The following is a 21566-nucleotide window of genomic DNA, read 5'->3' as shown; positions in this document are numbered from 1 at the left end:
ATCGGGTTGGACCGCGGGTAGCGCATTCGGCCAACCCGATCCCCTTGCGCTTCCCGAGGTTGAAGGACCGCGATCATGCCCACAAAACTTCCCGATTGGCTGCAGGAAGCGTTCCGCATCGTCGGTGGACAGGCTTGGCCCGAAGGCGATGAGGACGGGCTCAACCGGATCGCGGATGCCTGGCAGAAGATGGCTTCGGAAATCGAAATCCTCGGAGAATTTGTGCGGGCGTCGGCTGCCGATGTTTCGCGGGACATGCGTGGGGAGTTCGCGAACGCCTACCGCAACTATGCCGAAACGAAGGGCGTGGAAAGCCTCGCCGAGCTGAAGAAGAACGCGCAGGAACGGTCGGACCAGGCGCGCAACGCGGCTGCGGATATCCAGTCGGCGAAGGTCGCCATCATCGTCCAACTGGGCTTTGTCGCGGCGGCGATCGCGACCGCGTTCATCCCGATCGTCGGTGGGGCGGTCTCGGCCGGGATCGTGGCGACGGTGCGGCTCGCGATCAGCCAGATCATCAAGAACGTCCTGTGGAACATCACCAAGCACGTCGCGACGAACATCGTGATCGGTGAGGCCATCGTCTTGGGGACCGAGGTCGGGACGCAGGGCTTTCAGCTGGCGACCGGGCAGCGCACCGAGTGGAACGATGATCGGATCAAGGGCGCGGCCATCAGCGGGGCTTTTGGTGGTGTCGGCGGTGGGCTGGCGACGTCGGCGGCGCAGGGCCTGGGGCGGGCCATGGCCCGCGGTGCGCTGGGGGAGGCGGCGAAGAAGGGGCTGGGGACCGCGGCTGGCCAGGCGGCCGGCGCGGTGGCTAATGCCGGTATGCAGGGAGCCGCTGGGTATGCGGGCGAAAAAGCGGCGGGGGCGGTGCAGGGCCACGACCAGACGAACAGCTACGCCTTCACCTCGGCCATGGCCGGTGGCTTCGGCCGTCTTGGCGGCGGCAAGTCCACGTCGCACAGGGCCCTCACCCCAGAGGAGGCCGCCGCCTCGGCAGCCGCGGTAGACAAGGCCGCCGACTCCACCTTCGTCGACACCCCGAAGACGGAGTCGCTCGGCCCGGTGACGACAGCGGCGGCGAAGGCGCTGCAGACCGAGTCCCTGGGATCGACCGACAAGAGCGGCCTCGGCAGTGCTACGTCGGAAACCGCGGCCGGACAAGGGCTTCCGGCCTACACCAAGCAAGATGCGACGCTACCCGGGTACTCAGAAACCGGCGGCGAGGGCGGCGCCGCGAACAACGCTGGGGCTGCGGCTGCGGCGACCATCGCGGCGGGTCACGCGGCGACGACGTCCCAGCAGTCGGGTGTTTCGGGCACGGCGGGACAGCACTCGGCCACCAGTTCCGGGAACGCCGCAGCCGGGCAAGCAGCGGCCAAGCAGGAACAGGGCACCACCACCGGGCAGCAGCAGGGGCCGACCACTTCGTCGGGCATGGCGACGGACAAGTCTCCTTCGGTGTCGACTGTCAGCGACGGCACTTCGCAGGCGACCAGCACCGGTGCGGGAACGCAGGCCGGAAGCCTCCAGACCACGTCGACGGGTCAGGACCACCAATCCGCCTCCGAACACGCGCAAACCCACCAAGAGCCGGCGACCACCCAGCACCAGCAGGTCGGCCAGCAGGAGGTTGTCGAGCACCAGGGGGCTGGTCAGCAGCAGGAAGTTGCAGCGCATCATGGCGCTGGCCAATCTCAGGAGGCCGGTCAGCAGGAGGTTGCTTCGTCGCACCAGGAGGCTGCTCAGGTCGGCGAGCAGCAAGAAGCTGTGCTGCATCAGGGAGCCGGTCAGGACCAGGAGGCTGGTCAGCAGCAGCCAGTGGCCACGCACCCCGAGGCCGACCAGCACCAGGAGGCTTCTGCCAAGAATCAGCAGGCGGAGTCCCAGCACGGGGTCGGCGCCGAGCACCGGGACGGTTCGCCGCAGCATCAGGTCACCAATCCGGTCGAGCAGCACAACGGGGCTGCGAAGCAGGACACCGCGTACACCACCGAACACGAGGTGGAATCGCACGCAGCCCACGGCGAATCCGATAAGTCCCAGCACGAAACAGCGGTCCACTCGACGGAAACCACGGCCGCGAAGCAGGAAACCAATGGCAACCTCGCGACGAAGCCGACGGATCAAACCAGCTCGAACACCTCCAGCGCACACTCTGAGTCCTCAACGGAGACGGCGTCCTCGCACGCCACGCAGACGCCGACCACCAGCGAGAGCACGCACAAGGCGGGCACGATCCCGTCCACCGCGCAGCACGAGACGGTCGCCCCAAGCCTGGATTCCACCCCGAAGCAGGAGACCGGCTCGACGCAGTCGGAGCACTCCTCGGAGCAGGCGAACACAACGCAGCAGACGACGCCGCCGCCGATGATGATGCCGCCGCAGACCCAGCCGACCGCGCACCACACCACCGTCGACCAGCCGCAGTCGACCGCGCAGCGAGGCCCTATCCCGACTACCTCGCCGACTCCCGTGACGCAGAGCCCCACCACGACGTCGTCCGGCGCCTCGCACGCTGCGAGCCAAGGCAATTCCCACACCCCCGCCACCGAATCGCGCCCCACCACGTCGACCACGCAAGGAAAGAGAGCCGCGGCCACCGCAGCTGCCACGACCGGCGACGCCCGCCCCCCGCAACGGCCCGAGAACAAGGCGAGCGGACCGCTGTCGGAAAGGGCCAAGGGAAAGCGGCCGATGCGGTCGACCCAGTCGTCGAGCGACAACGTCGCAGCTGGAAAGCCGAAGCCCGGACCTGCAGGAACCGACGCGACTTCGCGCTCCGGTGTCTCGGACCAGGCGAAGCAGAAAGCGCACGAGCTCGCGCGGAAGAAGAACCTGCACTACGGAGGGTTGGATCGGCAGAAGATCGCAGAGCACGAGCGGAACCTCGACGAGCTGGCAGCTCTGTACGAACACGGCGATGGGAAAGCCGCGGAGGAGTTCGTGAATGAGCTGCGCGGCCCGAAGGACAATCCGAACCCGCTGTACAAGGACTGGGCGACGAAGGGCCGTCTCTACGGCGGGGCGCCGGGCGGGCAGCAGCAGTCGCATCTGCACAAGGGCGTGCCGCCAGTGCTGGAAGAGGCCGGCTCGTCGGGTTCGCACGACACGACGGAAACCCTGGTTTCCGGCAGCCAAGCCGGGCCGTCGAACCCCGTAACGCGGTCCACTTCGGATACGGCCCACCAGCCCGACCACGTCACCATCGAGATGGGTTCGGGCGACATCGAGCTGCAGGAGCTCCACCACGACGCCCCGCCCCCGGCCAGTCCCACGACGCAGCACAAGCAGGATCTAGTGGCGACCAACCTGGTCAAGGCAACCGATGTCGACGGGACGAAGTTGCGCGCCGATCTGGCCGGCGCCATGACCGAGCTCGGCATCGATGAGTCGGTCCAGAACGGGTTCCAGGCGGCTTTCTCGGACGTGCAGCTGAAGGACGACTTCACCACGCTGTCCGAGGAAGGCGTGACCAAGTCGATCGGGCACGGCGCGGGCTCCGTCGAGGTCACCGTGCGCACCCGCCTGGTCGGCGATGAGTCGCCCGTGGCCGGGCCGGTGATCGACGAGCCGAAGCACAAGGTGGAGAACGCCTCCGGTGACTACGGCAAGACGTCCGACGAGAACGCCTCGACGGTGCGGCGCGAGAAGGGTGCCGAGCTCACCGGCATGTTCGGGCTAGGCACCACGATCCCGATGGGCAGCGCGGTAGAGGCGAATGCAACCGTCAAGGCGTCCGCGGTGCCGGGGTGGAAGTTCGGCACCGAATCGGAGCTCCAGCACTCCTCGAAGGTCGAACTGCCCGGCGCCACCGGTTCGACCCGTCACGACCTGTGGCACGAGATCACCGTCACCCGTCACGACGGTGCTTCCGCCACGCGGCACGGCACGCAGGAGTCCGGGATCGAAGTGACGATTCCCGCAACGCTGCAATCGGGAACGGACACCATTCCGGTCACCGACACGCGGGTACCCCACCCGCAGCAAATGTACTCCGCGCACCTGCGCGGCGACAACGGGCTCTTCGACAAGATCACCAAGACGCTGCCCGCCAACCAACCGCTGCGGCTTGAGCTCGATGCTGTCGGTTCGACGGCTCGCGGGCAGCTCCGCGAGATGGTGAGTGGCTCCGACCTGTCGTTGCGGGCGGGCGACCTGCTCGGCGGCCGCGAGATCACCAAGACGCTGGAGTACCAGCACCACGGTCGAACGCGCACCGCCACCGTCCACATCGGAACTTCGGTGCACTCGCCGACGCTCATCCACGAGCAGGATGCAACCGTCACCGACAGCGGCGGTGCGAAGACCGAGCACGCCGCATCGGAGCTGACCAAGCAGAGCACCGACGTCCGGTTCGGTGGCGGCGGTCTGGTCGCAATACCCCGCCCGCAGGACGCGAGCTTCGCGGCCGGTGCCCGCGGCGACGTGAATGTCCAGGCCAAGGTTGGCGGTGCCGGCAGCGACGAGCACACCATGAAGAACACCACGGGCTCCGCACTTGAGTCTGAGCACACCAGCACCGGACAGTTGCGGGCCTACCGGACGACGCTGGACTACGACGTCCGCATCGTCTTCGACGACGGCAACAGCATCGATGTCGAACCGCACCACGTCGAAGCTGGCGCGACCGTGTGGATGAGCCCCGAGGCCGCTGTCAGCAATGGTTGGGATTCCGCGTCGCAGCAACTCGAATCATCCGGCAGCACACCCGTGCAGTCCGACACGGCCACCCCGCTGAGCGGCATTTCCCCGTTGAGCGTGCTCGGCGGCAAGGTCGAGTTCGGCGGCGTCGACCGGGTCGCCACCGAACTCCACCAGATCCTCGACGGTGACGTGCTGCCGCCGCACCACGGGGCGGGCCACCAGGCCCCGCACGTCAGCAAGAACGTCGATCGGATCAACACGCTGATCACGCCGGATTCGTTCGCCGCGCACGCTGCCGAGCTCGTCGGCGACGGGTGGTCCTTCCTGATGCCGCGCGATACCCACGTCGGCACCTCCACCGGCACTGAACACGTTTGGGTCAAGATCCGCGCCACTCCCGGGCGCTACGAGGCGACACCGGTGGCGGTGCCGGGGGACGGTGAGCTGAAGGGCACGCTGACGGCATCCTCGCACGACGAGCACACCACCAAGACCAAGGGCAACTGGATCGCCACCGGTGGTTTCGGTGGCGTGATCCCCACCGACCCGAACTTCCCGCTGCGCACTGCGCAGTTCTCCGGTAGCTACACCAGGAAGATCGGCGACTTCGAGCGGACCGTGACGGTGACCGCCGGGCACCAGAGCGCCTCCTCGTGGAAGACCGGCACGCACTACCAGAACACCCAGCGGATCCACTACACCATCGATGTGTTCGGGCCGAACGGGAGCATCGGCGAGCGCTCCTTCTCGGCCGACGCCACCGCCGAAGTCCCCGCCGGATCGCACCCGGTGGGCGGGCAGGCCGGGGAGACCCCACCGGCGTCGACAGCGGAGTTCCGCGACCATCGCAGCTCCACCCCGAGCCGGCCCGGTGGCTGGAAGCAAGCCAAGCTGCCCGATGACTACGCCGTGCACAGCCTCAACCTGCCGCACGGCATGGGCGAGAAGCTCATGCTCGAAATCAAGGCGTACGACGGCCTCGGCGATGACGCGGCGGCCAGCAACCCGCTCGGGCACCTGGGAAAGGACGGCGTGATCGCGGCCAACCGGGTGCACAACTTCGCCGGTCCGACCGAGATCGGGGCGAACCTCGACCGCGCGGTCACCGGAACCTACCACGCGCAGGTCGAGCGATACCGCCAGGGCGAGCTGCTCACCGGGTACTCCGACAGCCTCGGCGAAGCCGCGATGCACCTGTCCCTGAGCAACCCCAAGGTGATCGACCACGCCGAATCCCTCGGTCTCGAACTCACCACGAAGAGCAAGGGCTCTACCGGGCACGGCGAGATCACCAAGGCATCGTCGGAAACGTCGCTCGACGGTCGGACCAACGCGCGCCTCAACCAGCAGGGCACGATGGTGCCGCAGGGTACGCACACCACGACCGACGAGTCCGGGTCGGGAACCACGCACACCCATGAGAACGAGAGCTCCCAGAAACGCGCCTACAAGGGACCGGGTTACCTCGTCTCCTTCGACGCCAGCCTCGTCCTCAGCGGACGAAACACCGAACACCTTGTCATCCCCGTCGGGGACATCTACAGCAAGTCGGAGTGGACGCACTCCCAGGTGGACACCCACGACGCCGTCCTGCTGTGGGTTCCGGCCGGCCAGATCCACCAGATCGCCGGGCCGAGCGACATCGAGTGGCACGTCGACCACCCCCACGACGAAGCGACCACGCACTACGAGGGCGGGCAGTTCGCGGAGCCGGACCACGCGAAGCTGGCCGACGGCTGGGTGAACGTGCGCCCCGAGGTCACCCACAACCTCTTGTCGCACCTGGAAGACGCGCTCGGTTCGGTCACCCGCGACCAACTCCCCGACAGCGTCTGCGCGAGCTACGTGAAGTGGCTCTACCACTCGGTCACCCACATGGCGTCCTCGGCGTATTCCTGGCTCATGGACCCGAGCGCGGGCCGGCTCGACGCGATGGTGCACTCGAGGCTGTTCCCCGCGCTCGCGCCGTCGGGGTTGGGCGCCCTGTACTCCGACATCGTCGGCGGCGGGATCCGGACCACCTACCACTACGACGGGCCGCTCGGTCGCACCGACATCACGATCACGGTCAAGGGCACCGAGAAGCCCGGCAGGGTCGAGGCGGTCTCGGACAAGTGGACGCTGAGCGAGGAGTCCAAGACCACCAGCAAGCTCGCCGAGCAGCACATGACCGCCACGACGCACACCGTGCAGGGGCAGGCCGTCTTCAGCGTCTTCCCTGAGGGGCAGATCCAGAAGAACCCCGGCACCGCTGGGGCTGGTGAAGGCAGCCACAAGTCGCAGAACACCATCGAAGACACGAAGAGCATCGAGACCACTTACAAGAGCGAGCACACCGGGCGCACTGTGGCGTTCGTGCATGACCTCGATCTGACGATCTCGATCGAGAAGACGTCGGGCTGGGGGCGGCTGCCGCAGAGCCTGTCGTTCGGCGTGCTGGACCGGTTCTTCCCGGCCACCACTTCCGAACCGGTCAACGTGCACGCCAGCATCAAGGACGCGGTGCGCCGCCTCGTCCCGGAGGCGGACGCCCAACCTCTCGAACAGCTCCAGAACTCCGCGACGTCCGGAGTGGACTGGACGGCTCCGAAGCACGAACTCCCGGAGGGCAGTCGCGGGACCGTGCGGGTGGACCGCGTTCGCTCGGAAATCGACTCATTGCTCGACGGCGGGCTGAACGCGGTAACCGAGGGCAGGCCCGCGCCGTCGCTGCCGGCCGGGGCGACGGGAACGCGGCATCTGATCTCGGCGATGACCACCCAGAGCGCCCTGTCGTCGCAGTTCAAATCGGCGATGGGTGAACACGGCTACCGGATCGGGGGCCTCGACGAGGACCGTTACTTCGAGGCCGGCACGCTTAACCACGGGCCGATTAAGTCGTTGACCCTGAATGCGGAACTGCGCAATCCGCGAGTTACTGCCGTTTCCGTCGAGGGCACCTCGTTCGAGGGCAAGCAGACCGGCAGCGAGACGCTGAAGGTCACCCACGAGAAGACGCTTGCTGGCGGCACATCCGCCCGCGCCGGTCTCGGCGGGCTGCTGTGGAACTCCAATCCGAGTGGTCCCGGGCCCGGGCAGATCGGGCGCCTGGCAAGCGAGGTCTCGATCAAGGGCCCGGCCGCGGAGAAGGTGGTCACCGACACCAGCGAGGTCGGCGGCAAGACCTTCGAGCAGGAGCATTCCTCGTCGGGCAAGACCTACCTGGTCAGCAGCGACGTGAGCTGGTCGATCACCCCCGAGTACCGCGGCACCAACGTGCCTGGGCACTGGAACGAGCCGCGGGTGGTGCGCGAGCCAGGCGGCGCGGTGTTCCGAACCGACGAAGCGGGACTCCGCTTGTTGGGCCTCGAACCACCGGACGACCAGCCGCATTCCCCGGCGCATGAGGAAACCACGCCCGAGGACCACAGCGGCACCGAGCAGGTGCCGGTGGAGCAGGAGGATCTGGTTGCTGAGTCCACGGCGCATCAGCAGCAGCATGCTGCGGAATCCTCCAGCGCAGCGGTGAAGTCGGAGTCGATGAGCGACTTCCTCGCACCGAAGCGTGAGAGCGGTGGATCTACCGGCGGGCACGGCCCGGAACAGCCGATGTCGGACAAGCGTCGGGGGAAGTTGCCGTCGAACCAGGTGTACGGGGGCGACGGGCACGGGGTCGACGATGGTGCGGCCAGCGGATCCGAGGGCCACGGAAGCGAGTCGTCGCAGCACTCGGAACACGAAGACGCGGCGCACTCCACGGACTCCGGCCTCGATCACGAATCGCAGCAACAAGTGGATCAGAAGCCGGACCTCGATGCTGATGGTTCGGAGCCGTCGGATGTGCAGTCGGTGCCGGAGTCGCAGCACCAGGGCGTGAACTGGGACTTGATCGTCGACGAAGACCGCGAGCGCGAATTCGTGCTGACGGAACCGGGCACGCCCCTCTGGCGTGCGCTGAACGACGATCCCGCGGAGGTCCTGCAGCACGGCCTGCGTCCGAAGGACATCAACGACATCCGTTCCCTGGAGTTCCACGTCACGACGACCGGCCTTGATCAGTTCGTGGCGACGACCAACGACCCCAACTACCGGCACAACCAGCGGCGGTACACCTACGAGATCGTTTCGTCGGAGCCGGGAATCGACGTTCTCGCAACGTTCAAGAAATGGGGGCTGCGGCACCCGTACCCGTGGGAGCGGGAGATCGCCTTCCCCGGCGTGATCCCGGTGAAGGACATCACGAAGATCGTCGACAACGAAACCGGTGAGGTGATCTACCGTGCACCGGAACCGTCGGTCGATGTTGAACAGCCGAACCTGGACTCCCAGAACGACGGAGCCAAGAAGTCTGTTGTGGACGATGCTCAGTCCTCGGTGGACCATTCAGATTCGGTGAAGCTCGCCGACGAGGACACGGATGCCCAGATCGGGAACGTGGTCGACGCGGAAGCTCAGACGATCGTCGAATCCGCGGTCCGGGCGTACGTCGACGAGCTTCCTCGCGCGGATGCCGTTTACATGGTCGACCACTCCCAGCTGCCGCAGTGGGTGAGCCGCCTCGCCGACGCCCTGGGCAGGGGAGATCAGGCCGCGGCCGACGGAATCAGGCGCGAACTCCACGACTCACTGCGCGGTCGCCGCGCGGCGGCTACCACGCAGCAGCACGAGAACGGTGTCTCCGGTCTGCGCGGCGGCGCTCCGGCCCACGTTCCCGGCGGAGCCGGGCCGTCGGGCTCCCAGAACACTGCGACGACCGAAGCCGGTAGCGGTTCCGGGGCGGGTATCGAATCGAGCTCGGACGCAGCGTTCGGCGCGATGGAGCACACGGAGACCGTTCCCGGTACCGACCACACCATGACTACCCCGCTGGACGGTAGCCGTGCGGGGGAGTACGTGCTGCGAGACGGTAGCGGCAACGTGCTGGAGCAGCGGTTCAACCTGTTCGACCAGGGTGAAAACATCGGGTTCGTCGTCGTGGACCACCGGGGTGAGCAGCCAGCGGCGCACTTCTTCGCAGAGGAGGATGGCGATCCGTTCGAGCTGGAGTACTCCGAGAAGGCCGACGGGGCGACGCACATCTTCCGGCTGACAGACCTCGACACCGGTGATTTCCACGAATACGACCAGCAGACCGGCGCTGTGGTTCGCCAGTCCTTCGGAATCGGTGGGCAGGACCGGTTCGGCCGGGTGTGGCACGAGATCGGCACCGGCCGCGTCCTGGTCACCGATGGTGTCGGGCGGGCGCACTTCGGTTCGGCTGCGCACGACGACAAGGGACTCCTGCACATCACGCTCCCCGACGGGACCTTCGTGGTCGATCCCACCGACGGCGCGGTGGTGAAGAAGCACGTGAATCCGGCCGTGTACCTCGGCCATATCCACGAAGTCCCGACACCCCATGAGGCCTTTGACCACGACGTTGATTACGCTCCGGCGGTGCGTTGGCTGGACGGGGAAACCGACGACGACGGCCGGTTGAAGCAACTCAGCGAGGACAGGCGCTGGTGGCGGCTGCTCGACTCCGAGGGGAACGTGACCATCACCCAAGCGGTTCGGCCCGGTGAGCAGTCTCAGCTGGTCGGCAAGCTCACCCGCGAGGTCAAAGCGTGGCGGGCCGATGGCACGCCGCTGGTCGTCGATCCGCGCTACCAATGGTACCGGGTAGACCTCGATTCCACGGAGCAACCAAGGGGTGTGTGGCTGGGCCACACGGACGTCGGTGAGGTCATCCCGGTCGAGGCGCACGAGCCTGCCGCGAATCCTGATTTCGACCCGCTCAAGGCGGCGGTGCACAGGCCCACCGGCTTGAGCTGGATGATCCCGGCGCCGCTATGGAGGGTTGATACGGATCTGCTGCACCGCTTTGATTCGAGGCCGGTCGAGGAGGTCTTCGAGCCCGGGTTCGAGCCGCGGGATCCGAGCGCCGACCTTGACCTGGTCACGTTCAGCCACTACCAGAACGTCGAATCGATGTACGTCAGCACGACCCGGTCACCGGGCATGCCAGACGACGGGCTGATGCGCTATGAAGTCGACGCCCCGGGTGGGGTGGATGTCAATCGCACCCTCGGCCCCGCTGGTAGATATCCAGCAGAGCGGGAGATCCTCTTCCCAGGTGGGGTCAAGCGTCAGTACATCATGGGTGCGGAGGACCCGGGCGAACCGGATTGGTATCTGATCAACCAACATTACGACCCGCTTCTAACGGCCACACCGGGCAAAGCGTCCGATGTGGATTCTTTGAGTGGACTTACCCGGGATCTCACGCTCGGGGACGAGGAATCACGTCCATCGACGGGGATTGAGGCGTGGGAGCAGTATGTTCGGGCTCGTGCCGAGGTAGATCGGTGGACTAAAGATTCAGCCTGGCAGGAGGTCGGCGAGTCCAGCTCGGGTTCGGTCGCCAAGCAGCGGGCGCAGCAGGAACTGGACGCGGCGCGAGCCAGGTTGCACGAGGCCGAGCAGAACCTGCGCTCGATGGGCGTCGAGCACCCGGACGCAACGCTGGCTGAGCAGCGGGCGCGGCAGGCCGAGGAACGGGCAGGCAGAGATGCGGCCGGTCATCCGGGCGGTGGCGCGAGCTGGTTGACCCCGGACCAACGCTTCCACGTGCAGACCGATGAGAACACCGGGACGACGCTGACCACTACCCTGCACGGTCGTCAGGCTGGAGAGTTCGCGCTGCGCGATGCGGATGGCGTGGTAGTCCAGCAGCGGATGAACCTGCTGGGCTCCAGCCAGGAGTCGTTGGGGCACGTGATGCTCGACCGGCGCCCCGGCATGAACGAGGCGACACACTACCTGCCGGACGGTACGACGCGGTCGATGAGGTGGGAACCGGTGTCGGAGAGGGAATTCCAGCTCGTCGAACCGAGTTCGGGGGACTACCTGCGGTTCGATGCGCCGACGCGGACGCTGGTGGAACAGCGGTCGGGGACATTCGTGAGTGGGTTCGTTGAGACGTCGACCGGGCTGGACGTGTCGTTGGATGTGTTGCCGGAGTCGGCGTTCGGGTGGGTTTCCTGGCAGGAGCCGTCGACGTTGCTGGATCAGTGGGTGGTGCGTACCAGTGCCGATGGGTCGCTGACGGAGCTGTTGCATCGTGATGGCATGTATTGGGTGGAGTCTTCGGATTCTGGCGCGGTGCTGGCTACGGGGGTGCACGACGGGGTCTTGACCGGCCAGCTGTTGGGGCAGGTCGAGAGCTCGTTGCCGACTGTCCCGGACCTCGCTTGGCAGCAAGATGTGGTGCCGGTGGCTGAACCCAGCGTGCCGGTGGCTGAACCCGGCGTGCCGGTGGTTCATGGTGGATCGGGTGGCTCTGGGGCACTCCGGGATTGGGTGAGGAGTGCGAATTGGGGGGACTTGGCCCAGGAGTTGAAGAGCTCGGAGGAAATCCGCACCGATGTGCTGGGTGATCCGGCGGCGCGTCGTGAGCTGGCTGAGCAGTTGAAGAAGGCCTACGAGTCCAGCGTGAAGACGGTCGAGAAGAAGTTCGCTTCCCAGAAGAAGCTTGCTGACGCAACCGGTTACAGCGAAGGCAAGGTCGTCAGCTTGCTCAAGGAAGCCGGCACCGCGATGCGTGCGCCTTCGGGGCGCCAGGCCCCCCGACCAGTGGCTGGCTTGGCTGAGTGGGTGAAGACTACAAGTTGGGTGGACTTCGTCCAGGAGTTGAAGAGCTCGGAGGAAATCCGCACCGATGTGCTGGGTGATCCGGCGGCGCGTCGTGAGCTGGCTGAGCAGTTGAAGAAGGCCTACGAGTCCAGCGTGAAGACGGTCGAGAAGAAGTTCGCTTCCCCGCAGAAGCTTGCTGACGCGACCGGTTACAGCCATGGCCTGGTCTTGGACTTGCTCAAGGAAGTCGACACCTCGATGCGTCGGAGTACCCGGCCGAGGCCTGAGTTGGCTGAGTGGGTGAAGACTACGAACTGGGAAGACTTAGGCCAGAAGTTGAAAAACTCGGACCGCCTCCGGCGCTCTGTCACGAGTGATCCGAGGGCGCATCGCGAGCTGGTCAACCACGTGAAGAAGGCCAAGGAGTCCGACAGCAGGCTGACCACGCGGAAGCTCGCTGCGGAAATCGGTTGCAGCCGGGAAACTGCGCGCAAGTTGCTTGGCGAAGCAAGGAAGCGTTCGCAGGAGGGCGTGGCCGACCAGTAGTCTGGGGACGCCCACGAGCCCATCGCGAGTGGGAACAACCTTCCGGCGCAGGCTTCGCGTCTGGAGATCGGTGGGTTTGATGCCCAGTGGCGGGAGATCCTTCATGGGGTGTTCGGCCGTGAGGTGATGCCTGAGGCGTACGGGGCGTGGCAGGAATACGCGGGAACTCGCGCGGAGCGCGATTGGCGAGAGGCGACGCTGGATCAGTCTGCTGCGGGTGGTTTGCGGAGTTCGCCGGAGGTGCTTCGGCATGTCGAGGAGGCCGAGGCGCAGCTGGTGGGTGCGCGGGCGAGGTTGGGCAGCGCCGAGGCCAGGCTCAGGGAGTTCGGGGTCAACGATCCGGACGTGTTGTACGACTGGTATTGGCGGGAACGTGCCGAGTACTTCGCCATGCGGGGCGGTGCTCCAGGAGGCCGCTCGGGCTAGGTGAGCCAGGCGTGGACGGGATCCACGGTGTTCTTTCCGGGCTGGCGGCTCATGCGGATCTTCCGCCGAGCGACGCCGAGCCGCGTCGATGCTGGTGACCACGGCACCCGCGCACCGGCACCGGGTGCGGGTCGCGGGTTGGCGGGAGGCCAACGCCGCGGAGCTGGCGGGGATGCTGCCGGCGGAAGGTGTTGACGTGCTGATCAACCCTGGCGCGCCCGCGTCCATGCGCATCCTCGCGGCTGCGCTCCGGAAAGCCGTGGCCTGAGGCGTCCCAATATTGGTTACTTGAGCACACCGAGGTCACCGCCGCGGAGATTGACCGGATGCGCGGAATCGTCCGTACCGCACGGCAGCTCGAGCCGGGCCGTGGCGGTGATCTGGGGTGGCTGATCTCGATGCACTGGTTCGGCAGGTCTTCGGCCTGGCCGACGACACCGAGGTCCGCCTGGGGGAACGGCGCCAACTGATCGACCTCGTTCCACACGCCAAGCGGAGCGGCCGCCCGGTGACGCTATCGGACCTGATCGACGCTCGCGCTGCGCAGCAGTGACCGGCCCCCGCCACCACCCCAACCGGTCCCGAACGAGATCACGTTCTGATGGCCCGCCCGGACTCGACTGGCCGGCCCTTGGCGGGTGACGATTCCGCGCTCCTACTTGCAGGTCTTACACGAAACCCGGGGTAGGTTTCCGCAGGTCGGCCAACCAGTCTGCACCCGCTAGGCAGTGAGGAGGCCCCGGACAGCAAGATCCGGGGCCATGCTTTTGAATTAGCAGGTCGCCGCCGTCGCGGCACGACAATGTTCAGCGCAGGGTCCGGTAGAAGGCGATGTGGCGTTCGGCTGCTTCGCGCCAGGTGTGGCGGGCGGCGAGCTCGCACCCGCGAGCCCGTTTCCTCGGGTTGTCGGTGGTTAGGGCGGCACTGAGTTCGGTGGCCAAGGAGTGCGGGTTGTCGCCGAAATGCGCTGCGGTGTCGAAGACTTCGCGCAGGACTGGTAGGTCGCGGACGACCAGGGGGACGCCGGCGGCGAGGGCTTCCATCGCGGCGAGCCCGAATCCTTCTTTGATGGAGGGGAATGCGAACGCTTCGGCTGCGGCGACCAGGGGTGGAAGGTCGTGGTCCGGGAGGGTGCCGAGCAGGATCGGTTCGACGCCCAGTTCCGCGGCCCGGGTCTCCCAGCGGGTGCGGTAGTCGCGGTAGTCGAAGAGGGTTTCGCCGCCGGCGATGACGAGGTTGACGTCTGGGTGCTGGTCGCGCAGTAGTGCGTATGCCTCCAGCAGATCGATCGAGCCCTTGCGGGGTTCGATGCCGCCGACGGTGAGGATGTAGCGGCCGAGCTGATCCTTCCAGCGTGCTCGGGCTTCGGGGTCGGTCGTCGCGAACCGTTGGTAGGCGACCCCGTTGGGGATGACGGTGGCTTTGATGCCCCAGCCGTCGGCGAGTTCGTCGGCGACCGACCGCGAGACGCAGATGTGGGTGTGCGGGGTGACGATGGCCCGCTCGTGGCAGGCGGCCAGTTCCGGGGTGGTGAAGTGGTCGATGTGGTGGACGGTGCGCACGCACCGCCCGACGGCGTTGGCGCTGATGCAGTCCTGGGCGTGCACGACGTCGTACTCGGTCGGTTGGAAGGCCGCGCGCAGCACGTCGATGGATCGCAGGACGCGTTCGCCGACGGTTTCCTGCGCGGGGCCGTCGGGGAACGGCACGATTTGCAGCTTCACCGCCGGGTCGACGGGGCGGTAGAAACCCGTGTCGCCGCCGCGGGCCAGCGTCCACACCGTCACGTCCTCGCCGGCAGCGGCCAGTGCTTCGGCGAGAGCCAGCGTGTGCACGACGCCGCCGCGCGGTTTGGTCGAGTAGCTCAGCAGGGCGATCTTCACGCGTTCCCCTATCGATAGGCGGACGGTCGGCGTTGAACGGTGGTCACGCGTTGATCGCTCCTGCGCTGTGCAGGTAGGCATCCGGGCGCCGGTCGCGGAGGTGTCCCATGAACCGCCGGGCGGTCTCCAGCGAACCGGCCACGTCGAGTTCGGCGACGGCCATGCCTGGCGAGACCCCGGTATCGGCGAGAACCTCGCCGCCGGGCTCGACGACCTTGGCGCTGCCCACGAAGCGCAGCGAGCCGAATGAGCCCGCCTGGTTGGCGGAGACCCACACGATTTGGTTCTCCAGGGCCCGGGCCCGGTCGAAGAGGTCGAAGCGGCGCTTCCAGCGGTCCTGCGCCAGATCGGCCGCAGCGTTCGTGCGCGACCCGGGCCAGGCCGAGATGCAGACGCCGATCTCGGCACCGTCCAGGGCCAGCGTCCGCGCCGCTTCGGGGAAGGCCTTGTCGTAGCAGATGAGCATGCCGATCCGGCCTACCGGCGTGTCGAAGGCGTGGAAGCCGTCGCCGGACGAGTAGCTGGCGTCCTCGCTCAACGGCTGGTGCACCTTGCGATGGTTTCCCAGCACGCCGTCACCGTTGACGCACACCGCGCTGTTGTAGCGGCGCCCGTCCGCACCGGCCTCGCAGTAGCCCGTGATCACGGTCATCTCTCCGGCAAGGCCCGCGAGGCGCCGGATCTCGGGTCCGTCCACGTCGAGCGGGGGAGGCCCCGGGTCCTCCGCAGCTCCGGTGCCGTCGAGACTGAGTAAGTAGCCGCCCAGGCATGCCTCGGGCAGCGCTAGGAGCTGTACGCCGTCGGCGTCCGCATGCTTGATCAACTGCTCGATGTGGAGGAAGTCCTCCTCCAGGTCGCGTCCGAATCGGGCCGAGACGGCGGCCATTCGTAGCGTGTTCACGCGTTCCCCAATCCCGTCACTGGGCCGGTGACCACTTGTGTGATCTCCCCGTCGGGCCAGCGCAGCCCGACGCCTGCTCCTACCGTCAGCTCGCCGCAGACCGCACCGACCGCCGGGCCTGCGGGCAGGCCCGGTGCGCCCGGTCGGTCGGTGGTGAGCATCGCGAAGCCGGGGAAGCAGGTCAGCCAGTCGCCGGCGGATGCCTCGCACGGGCGCGGGACGGCCGAGACGTCCAGCACTGCGCCGCAGCCGCTTGCCTCCGCGAGCATGCCGAGCGTGCCGACGATCCCGGCCATCGAGACGTCCTTGGCCGCAGCGGGTCGGGCGGCGCCGATGGCACCGAGCATCGCAGCCAGCTCGGCGGGACTGCGCCGGGTGGTCGAGTCCCACTGCTTTCCGGGGTAGCCCGGTCGCCAGGCTCCGCCGAGGTCGGCGGTGAGCCGCACCTCGTGGCCGGGGCGCCCGCCACCGCCGGGCACCGGGTGGGCGGTGCGGCCGAGTGCGGTCACCGACAGCGAGGCGGGCACGCCGATCTGCGTGTGTCCACCGAGGACCGGGATCCGCCCGTACGCTTGCGCGGCATTCCTGAGCCCGGTGAGGACCCGATCCGCGTGCGAGCTGTCCCGGGCTGCGAGTGCATCCAGCAGCCCGACGGGTGTGGCACCCATCGCGGCGAGGTCGTTGAGGTTGACCAGCACCGAGCACCAACCGGCCCATTCCGGGTCGCGTTCCACCATGGACGGCACGATGGCATCGCTGGCGGCGACGAGGTCGCTGCCGGGCACCGGTGCGCCGTCGTCGCCGGTGAACCCCGGCCCGCCGAGCGCGCCGGTCCCGGCGTCGACTGCCAGTCCCGCCAGCAGCGGGCCCAGCGGTGCCTTGGTCGCTGATGTCTGGGCCCCGATCCGGTCGATCGGCCACCGCATCAGCACGTGGGGTGCGCCGGCCTCGACGACGTCGCGGACCCGTCGCCAGCCGAGGCCGGCGAACAGCCGCTCGTTGCGCGGCTGCACCGTCGCCTCGAAGCGGAGCGCGCCTTCGGCCTCGGCCCGGGCACAGGCCGCCCGCACCAGCGCCGGGCCGACCCCACCGAGCCGGCGGGAATTCCGTGCCACGACCAGCCGACCGCCGCGCCACCAGCCGATGTCCGGGCCTCCGTCGACCGGGCCGAGCCGCACGCCGCCGACCACCGCGCCGGTGCGGTCCCTGGCCACGAGCACCACGGTGCGAGCATCAGCATCCCGATCGTCGAAGTCGCTGGTCGCGAAAAGCCGTTGTTCTCCGACGAAAACATCGCTGCGCAGCGCGCGGTACGCCGCCACCGCCGCCGGGCCGTCAGCCTGCTCGATGCGGAACGGCGTCTGCCGAGCCAGGGTCGCGCGATCACCGAGCAGCGAGAGGATGTCCGGAGCCGGTGGTGGGGACCCGGTCCCCGTCAGAGTGAGTACGTCGTCGAACGCCATCCGGGATCACCCGCCCGCCGAGCGCAGCACCGAGCAGGCCCCGCAGGCAGCGCAACCCGCTTTCTGATCTGCGCCGGACATGTCGGCGCGCCGCAACCGCTCCGCGACCGCTTCGGTGACGTAGCGCAGCACCTCCGTGCTCGGCGCGCCGATGCCGTCTCGGGCTGCGAGGGTGCCGCGCATGGGTCGGAAGGGCACCACGAACGGGTACACGCCGCGCTCGATCAGCGCCGCCGCACCGTCGATCAGTTCGTCGGGGTTCTCGCCCAGCCCGACCAGTAGGTAGGTGGAGACGCGGTTGCGGCCGAAGACTCGCACCGCCTCGTCCCACGCAGCCTCGTACTCGGCCAGGGGGACGGTCGATTTGCCGGGCATCCAGCGGCGTCGCACGTCCTCGTCGAGCGCCTCGACGTGGATGCCGATGGAGGTTGCTCCCGCGTCATGCAGGTCGCGGATCCAGCGCAGGTCGCCCGGCGGCTCGCACTGCACCTGGATCGGCAGTCCGGGAACCGCTTCGAGCACGGCGCGCACGGAGCGCACCAAGTTGCGGGCGCCGCGGTCGGGCCCGGCGGTCGTGCCAGTGGTCATCACCATCTGCCGCACCCCGTCGAGCCGCACGGCTGTTTCGGCGACTTCGGCCAGCTGGGCCGGTGTCTTGGCCGCGACGGTGGCGCCGGAGCGCAGGGATTCCTCGATGGTGCAGAAGCGGCACCGGTCGGATTCGCCGTAGCGGATGCACGTCTGGACCACCGTGGTGGCCAGCACGTCGGCGCCGTGCAGCCGGGCTATCTGCTCGTACGGAACACCATCCTCAGTAGACAGACTGTAGAACTGCGGGCGCTGCACGGGTGAAATTGCCAGGCCGGTGTCCTCCTCGCCGAGCCAGACCTTCCCGTCGCGAACGGTGTAGGGGCTGGCGGGGTTGGTGGGCAGCGCGGCGTTGGCACCGTCGACGAGGACGTGCCCGTCGTCACTGGGGCCGGCGCCGTCCGGCCGCCGGACCTCGGCGTCCACCCGAATCCCGTGCAGGGCGAGTTCAGCGCGGGTGGTGATCCGCACGTCCACCGCCGTGCTTGTCGTACGCGTCTTGTCGGTGCCAACGCTCACGGTGCACCTCTCAGAGCTGGTAGGTGGAGTTGATGATCGCGCCCTTGCGCGCGTAGTGGATGATCGCGTCCTGCACGTCCAGCGGATGCGCGGGGATGACGCCTTCGATGAGGTCTTCCTCGCGCGCACCGTGCAACGACAGGCCGAAGCGGCAGCAGTAGACCTTGCCGCCTTCGGCGATGAAGGTCTTGAGCTGGTTGTTGATGTTGTGCTCGCCGGGGAAGGCGGAGTTGCCGGTGGTCGGGAAGCCCCGGGTGGCCAGGCAGTTGAGAGAGCCGGGGCCGTAGAAGTAGATCGCGGTCTCGAAGCCCTTGCGCAGGGCGCGGGTCGCCTGCAGCACGGCCACGAAGCTCACCGAGGATTCGTGGGCGATGCCGTGCACGAGGGTGAAGTACGCTTCCCCGTTCTCCGCCTGGTAGTCGGGGAAGACCTTGGTGGATCCGTAGATGCTGGATCCTTCCGGCAGCGATGGGTGCGGGATCTCGCCCAGCGACTTCTGTTCCAAGTCGGTGAGTTCGACGGCGTCGGACATGGATGTCCTCCTCATGTTGGGGATGTGGAAGGGGATTCGCTCAGTCGTAGAGCGCGGCGAACGTGTCGAGGAAGACCCGGTCGCCGAGTTCGCCGTCGCCGGCCGCGGCGTGCAGTCGGGCGAACTCGCCCGCGAAGTCACCCCACGGTTGGTCGCTGGCGAAGAGCACGCGGTCGTGTCCGATGCCGCGGTGCTCGATCTCCCGGACCAGCCAGTGCGGAGCGAACCCGATGGCCCAGGAGAGATCGGTGTAGACGCGCTTGCCAGCGCTGATCCAGTCGAAGAAGCGGGAACCGGCGAGCTTGATGTGCCCGCTCATCCCGCCACCGAAGTGCACCAGGTGCACACGCACGCGGTCGGCGTACCACTCCACCAGCTTCCCGACCTCGTCGATGTCCGAAGTGGACCCTGGGGAGGTGTGGACGTGCACGACGAGGTCGTGCTGCTCGGCCGTGGCGAAGATGCGGTCCAGGTGTGGTCGGCAGGCGGGGTCGCTGGGGGAGCCGCCCAACAGGAAACTCAGCTTCAGCGCCCGGACCCCGCTCTCGCCCGCCAGGGCGAGGGCTCCGGCGGTGTGCTGCTCGTCGTCGGACCGAGGCGAAACCCAGAGCCCGGCCCGGACGCGATCGTCGGTCTGGGCAGCCTCCAGCACCAGGTGGTTGAGCGAAAAAGCCACAGCAGGGTCGGGCACCCCGTAGTTGGGGAGCACCAGGGCCCGTTCCGTTCCCTCCGCATCGAGGTCGGCCAGCAACTCTTTGATCGTCGCACGGGCGGTGGTGTCCGGGTTCACCGGCGGACCGCCGTAGAACGGGTGCGCGGGCAGCGCGCCGAGGTGGCGGTGAGCGTCGTGGACGCGGCGAGTGGTCATCCGGCGGCCCTCCTCAGCACGCCAGCGAGGCGGTGGTCGCCGAGCCGGTGAGCGCGCCGCATATGTCGTTGCTGCTGTGCACCGGCCGCGCCCCAGGCCGCAGCGGGCTGTAGGACACGATCCGTTCGGCGAGGTGCTCCGCATCCTTGCCTACGGCTTCCATCCGCCCAGATCCCCAGGTGTGCTGCCACGGCAGACCGAGGAAGTACAGGCCCGGTGCGCTGGTCACACCACGCCAATGCGTCGGGTAGCCGCGGCCGTCAAAGACGGGCACCTCAATCCAGCGGTAGTCGGAGCGGAACCCGGTCGCCCAGATCACCGAAGTCATCCCGGCCGCGGACAGGTCTAACCGCCCACCCTGCGCTGGATCTGGACGCCACACCGGTACGTACCGTTCCTCCCGCGGGGCGTCAATCCCGCTTCCCTCGATGTAGGTGTCGACCGAGTCCTTGATGGACTCCGCGACGGCATCGGCGGAATCCAGGTTGCGCTCCAGGTCGTCGGCGAACACGGCGTTCGAACCGTCGATGTCGAGCAGTCGTCCGTGCAGCCGCATCCCGTCGCGGGCGAACGAGCGCAGGTCGATGTCCCGACCGCCGTCCCGGCCGGTCACGTAGTGGTTGACGCGTTTGCGGACCAGGTCGGGGTCGTGGAACTCGTCGATGGTCTTGGCGTAGTACCCCATGTCCGCCAGCCAGGCCACGCAGTCGCGCCCCCGGTAGAAACGGGCGACCCGCGGCGCGTCCCCGACAGCTAGGTGCACTTGACGGCCCGCTAAGTGCAGGTCCTCCGCGATTTGCGCACCGGACTGCCCGCTGCCGACCACGAGCACGGCCCCCACGGGCAGGGCGTCCGCGTTGCGGTAGTCGGCCGAATGCAGCTGGCGGACGGTGCCAGGCATCCGTTCGGCGATCCGGGGCATGCTCGGTTCGTGATATGCGCCGGTAGCAACGACCACCTGGTCCGCGGTCAGTTCACCGGCAGTGGTGTCAAGGTGGAATAGACCCTCGTCGGTGCGGCGCAGCCGCGTAACTTGGACACCTTCGGCCAGCGGAGGATCGAACGCTGTCGTGTAGCCCTCCAGGTAAGCCACGATCTCGTCGCGCACCATGAACCCGTGCGGATCCGCTCCACGGTAGGGAAAACCGGGCAGCGAGCACTGCCAGTTCGGGGTCACAAGGCAGAAGGAGTCCCACCGGCGGGACCGCCAGTCGTGTGCCACTTGGTGCGATTCGAGCACCACGTGTTCGATCGCCCGCTCCCGCAGGCAGTAACTGGCGGACAGCCCGGCCTGGCCCCCGCCCACCACAACGACCGGGTAGTGCCCGCCAACAGCACACGCGCGGCTCATCGTGCGCTCCCGTCGGTGGGAACCAGCGTCTCGACGGTCACATGTGGCGACGGTGAGGTGAATGCGGCTGCGGAGTCTTCGATCCGGGCGAGTTGCGCTAGTTCGACCGATCGGGATCCGACCGCCAGACGTAGCCTGGCGGGCCGGCTTGTGGCAGTGCCTTTCATTTCGGTGTCCGGTTCCTCTCTGGCTGGCTGGCCGCAACCGCGACACGGCGAAAAGTAGCCGCGTCGAACCGCTCGCGAA

At 67.7% G+C, this 21566-nt stretch carries 11 protein-coding genes; 4 read left to right on the top strand and 7 right to left on the bottom strand.

Going from position 1 to position 21566, the window contains the following annotated elements:
* The first annotated feature begins 75 nt into the window (after nt 1-75).
* From ACWCO2_RS33355 to ACWCO2_RS33340, 4 genes are all read left to right on the top strand, one after another.
* Nucleotides 76-12789 carry a scabin-related ADP-ribosyltransferase gene (locus tag ACWCO2_RS33355; RefSeq protein ID WP_450131782.1) on the top strand — a complete coding sequence of 4238 codons (12714 nt, stop codon included), beginning with the start codon at nt 76-78 and terminating at the stop codon, nt 12787-12789.
* A 126-nt stretch (nt 12790-12915) separates the two neighbouring features.
* Entirely contained in the window at nt 12916-13215 is a 300-nt protein-coding gene (locus ACWCO2_RS33350; RefSeq protein ID WP_450131781.1) for a hypothetical protein, read from the top strand.
* Between the two features lie 94 nt (nt 13216-13309).
* A complete protein-coding gene (locus ACWCO2_RS33345) occupies nt 13310-13483 on the top strand; it encodes a hypothetical protein (protein ID WP_450131780.1) in 174 nt (57 codons plus the stop codon).
* A 117-nt stretch (nt 13484-13600) separates the two neighbouring features.
* Nucleotides 13601-13768 carry a hypothetical protein gene (locus ACWCO2_RS33340; RefSeq protein ID WP_450131779.1) on the top strand — a complete coding sequence of 56 codons (168 nt, stop codon included), beginning with the start codon at nt 13601-13603 and terminating at the stop codon, nt 13766-13768.
* 253 nt (nt 13769-14021) lie between these two features.
* On the opposite strand, the gene ACWCO2_RS33335 is transcribed toward ACWCO2_RS33340, so the two are convergent.
* Genes ACWCO2_RS33335 through ACWCO2_RS33305 form a run of 7 tightly spaced genes read right to left on the bottom strand, consistent with a single transcriptional unit; the run spans nt 14022 to nt 21320 of the window.
* Nucleotides 14022-15098: an MSMEG_0565 family glycosyltransferase gene (locus tag ACWCO2_RS33335; protein ID WP_450131778.1), complete on the bottom strand. Its 1077-nt coding sequence runs from the start codon at nt 15096-15098 to the stop codon at nt 14022-14024.
* A 43-nt stretch (nt 15099-15141) separates the two neighbouring features.
* A complete protein-coding gene (locus ACWCO2_RS33330) occupies nt 15142-15999 on the bottom strand; it encodes a carbon-nitrogen hydrolase family protein (protein WP_450131777.1) in 858 nt (285 codons plus the stop codon).
* Entirely contained in the window at nt 15996-17462 is a 1467-nt protein-coding gene (locus tag ACWCO2_RS33325; protein ID WP_450131776.1) for an MSMEG_0567/sll0787 family protein, read from the bottom strand. Before ACWCO2_RS33325 ends, ACWCO2_RS33330 begins: the two co-directional genes overlap by 4 nt.
* Nucleotides 17463-17468: 6 nt before the next feature.
* A complete protein-coding gene (locus ACWCO2_RS33320) occupies nt 17469-18569 on the bottom strand; it encodes an MSMEG_0568 family radical SAM protein (RefSeq protein ID WP_450131775.1) in 1101 nt (366 codons plus the stop codon).
* Between the two features lie 10 nt (nt 18570-18579).
* The gene (locus tag ACWCO2_RS33315) at nt 18580-19101 is read right to left on the bottom strand and encodes an MSMEG_0572/Sll0783 family nitrogen starvation response protein (RefSeq protein ID WP_450131774.1); all 522 of its coding nucleotides are present in this window, start codon (nt 19099-19101) and stop codon (nt 18580-18582) included.
* Between the two features lie 40 nt (nt 19102-19141).
* Nucleotides 19142-19969, bottom strand: a complete 828-nt coding sequence (locus ACWCO2_RS33310) for an amidohydrolase family protein (RefSeq protein WP_450131773.1) — start codon at nt 19967-19969, stop codon at nt 19142-19144.
* A 13-nt stretch (nt 19970-19982) separates the two neighbouring features.
* Entirely contained in the window at nt 19983-21320 is a 1338-nt protein-coding gene (locus ACWCO2_RS33305; RefSeq protein ID WP_450131772.1) for an MSMEG_0569 family flavin-dependent oxidoreductase, read from the bottom strand.
* Between the last annotated feature and the right edge of the window lie 246 nt (nt 21321-21566).

The organism is Saccharopolyspora sp. NPDC002376 (assembly GCF_053593195.1).
This window is presented reverse-complemented; position numbering and strand designations above follow the sequence as displayed.

Excerpts from the sequence above, each read along its gene's own strand:
- ACWCO2_RS33355 (WP_450131782.1), top strand. The coding sequence starts at position 76 with ATGCCCACAAAACTTCCCGATTGGCTGCAGGAAGCGTTCCGCATCGTC.
- ACWCO2_RS33350 (WP_450131781.1), top strand. The coding sequence starts at position 12,916 with ATGCCTGAGGCGTACGGGGCGTGGCAGGAATACGCGGGAACTCGCGCG.
- ACWCO2_RS33325 (WP_450131776.1), bottom strand. The coding sequence starts at position 17,462 with ATGGCGTTCGACGACGTACTCACTCTGACGGGGACCGGGTCCCCACCA.
- ACWCO2_RS33315 (WP_450131774.1), bottom strand. The coding sequence starts at position 19,101 with ATGTCCGACGCCGTCGAACTCACCGACTTGGAACAGAAGTCGCTGGGC.
- ACWCO2_RS33310 (WP_450131773.1), bottom strand. The coding sequence starts at position 19,969 with ATGACCACTCGCCGCGTCCACGACGCTCACCGCCACCTCGGCGCGCTG.
- ACWCO2_RS33305 (WP_450131772.1), bottom strand. The coding sequence starts at position 21,320 with ATGAGCCGCGCGTGTGCTGTTGGCGGGCACTACCCGGTCGTTGTGGTG.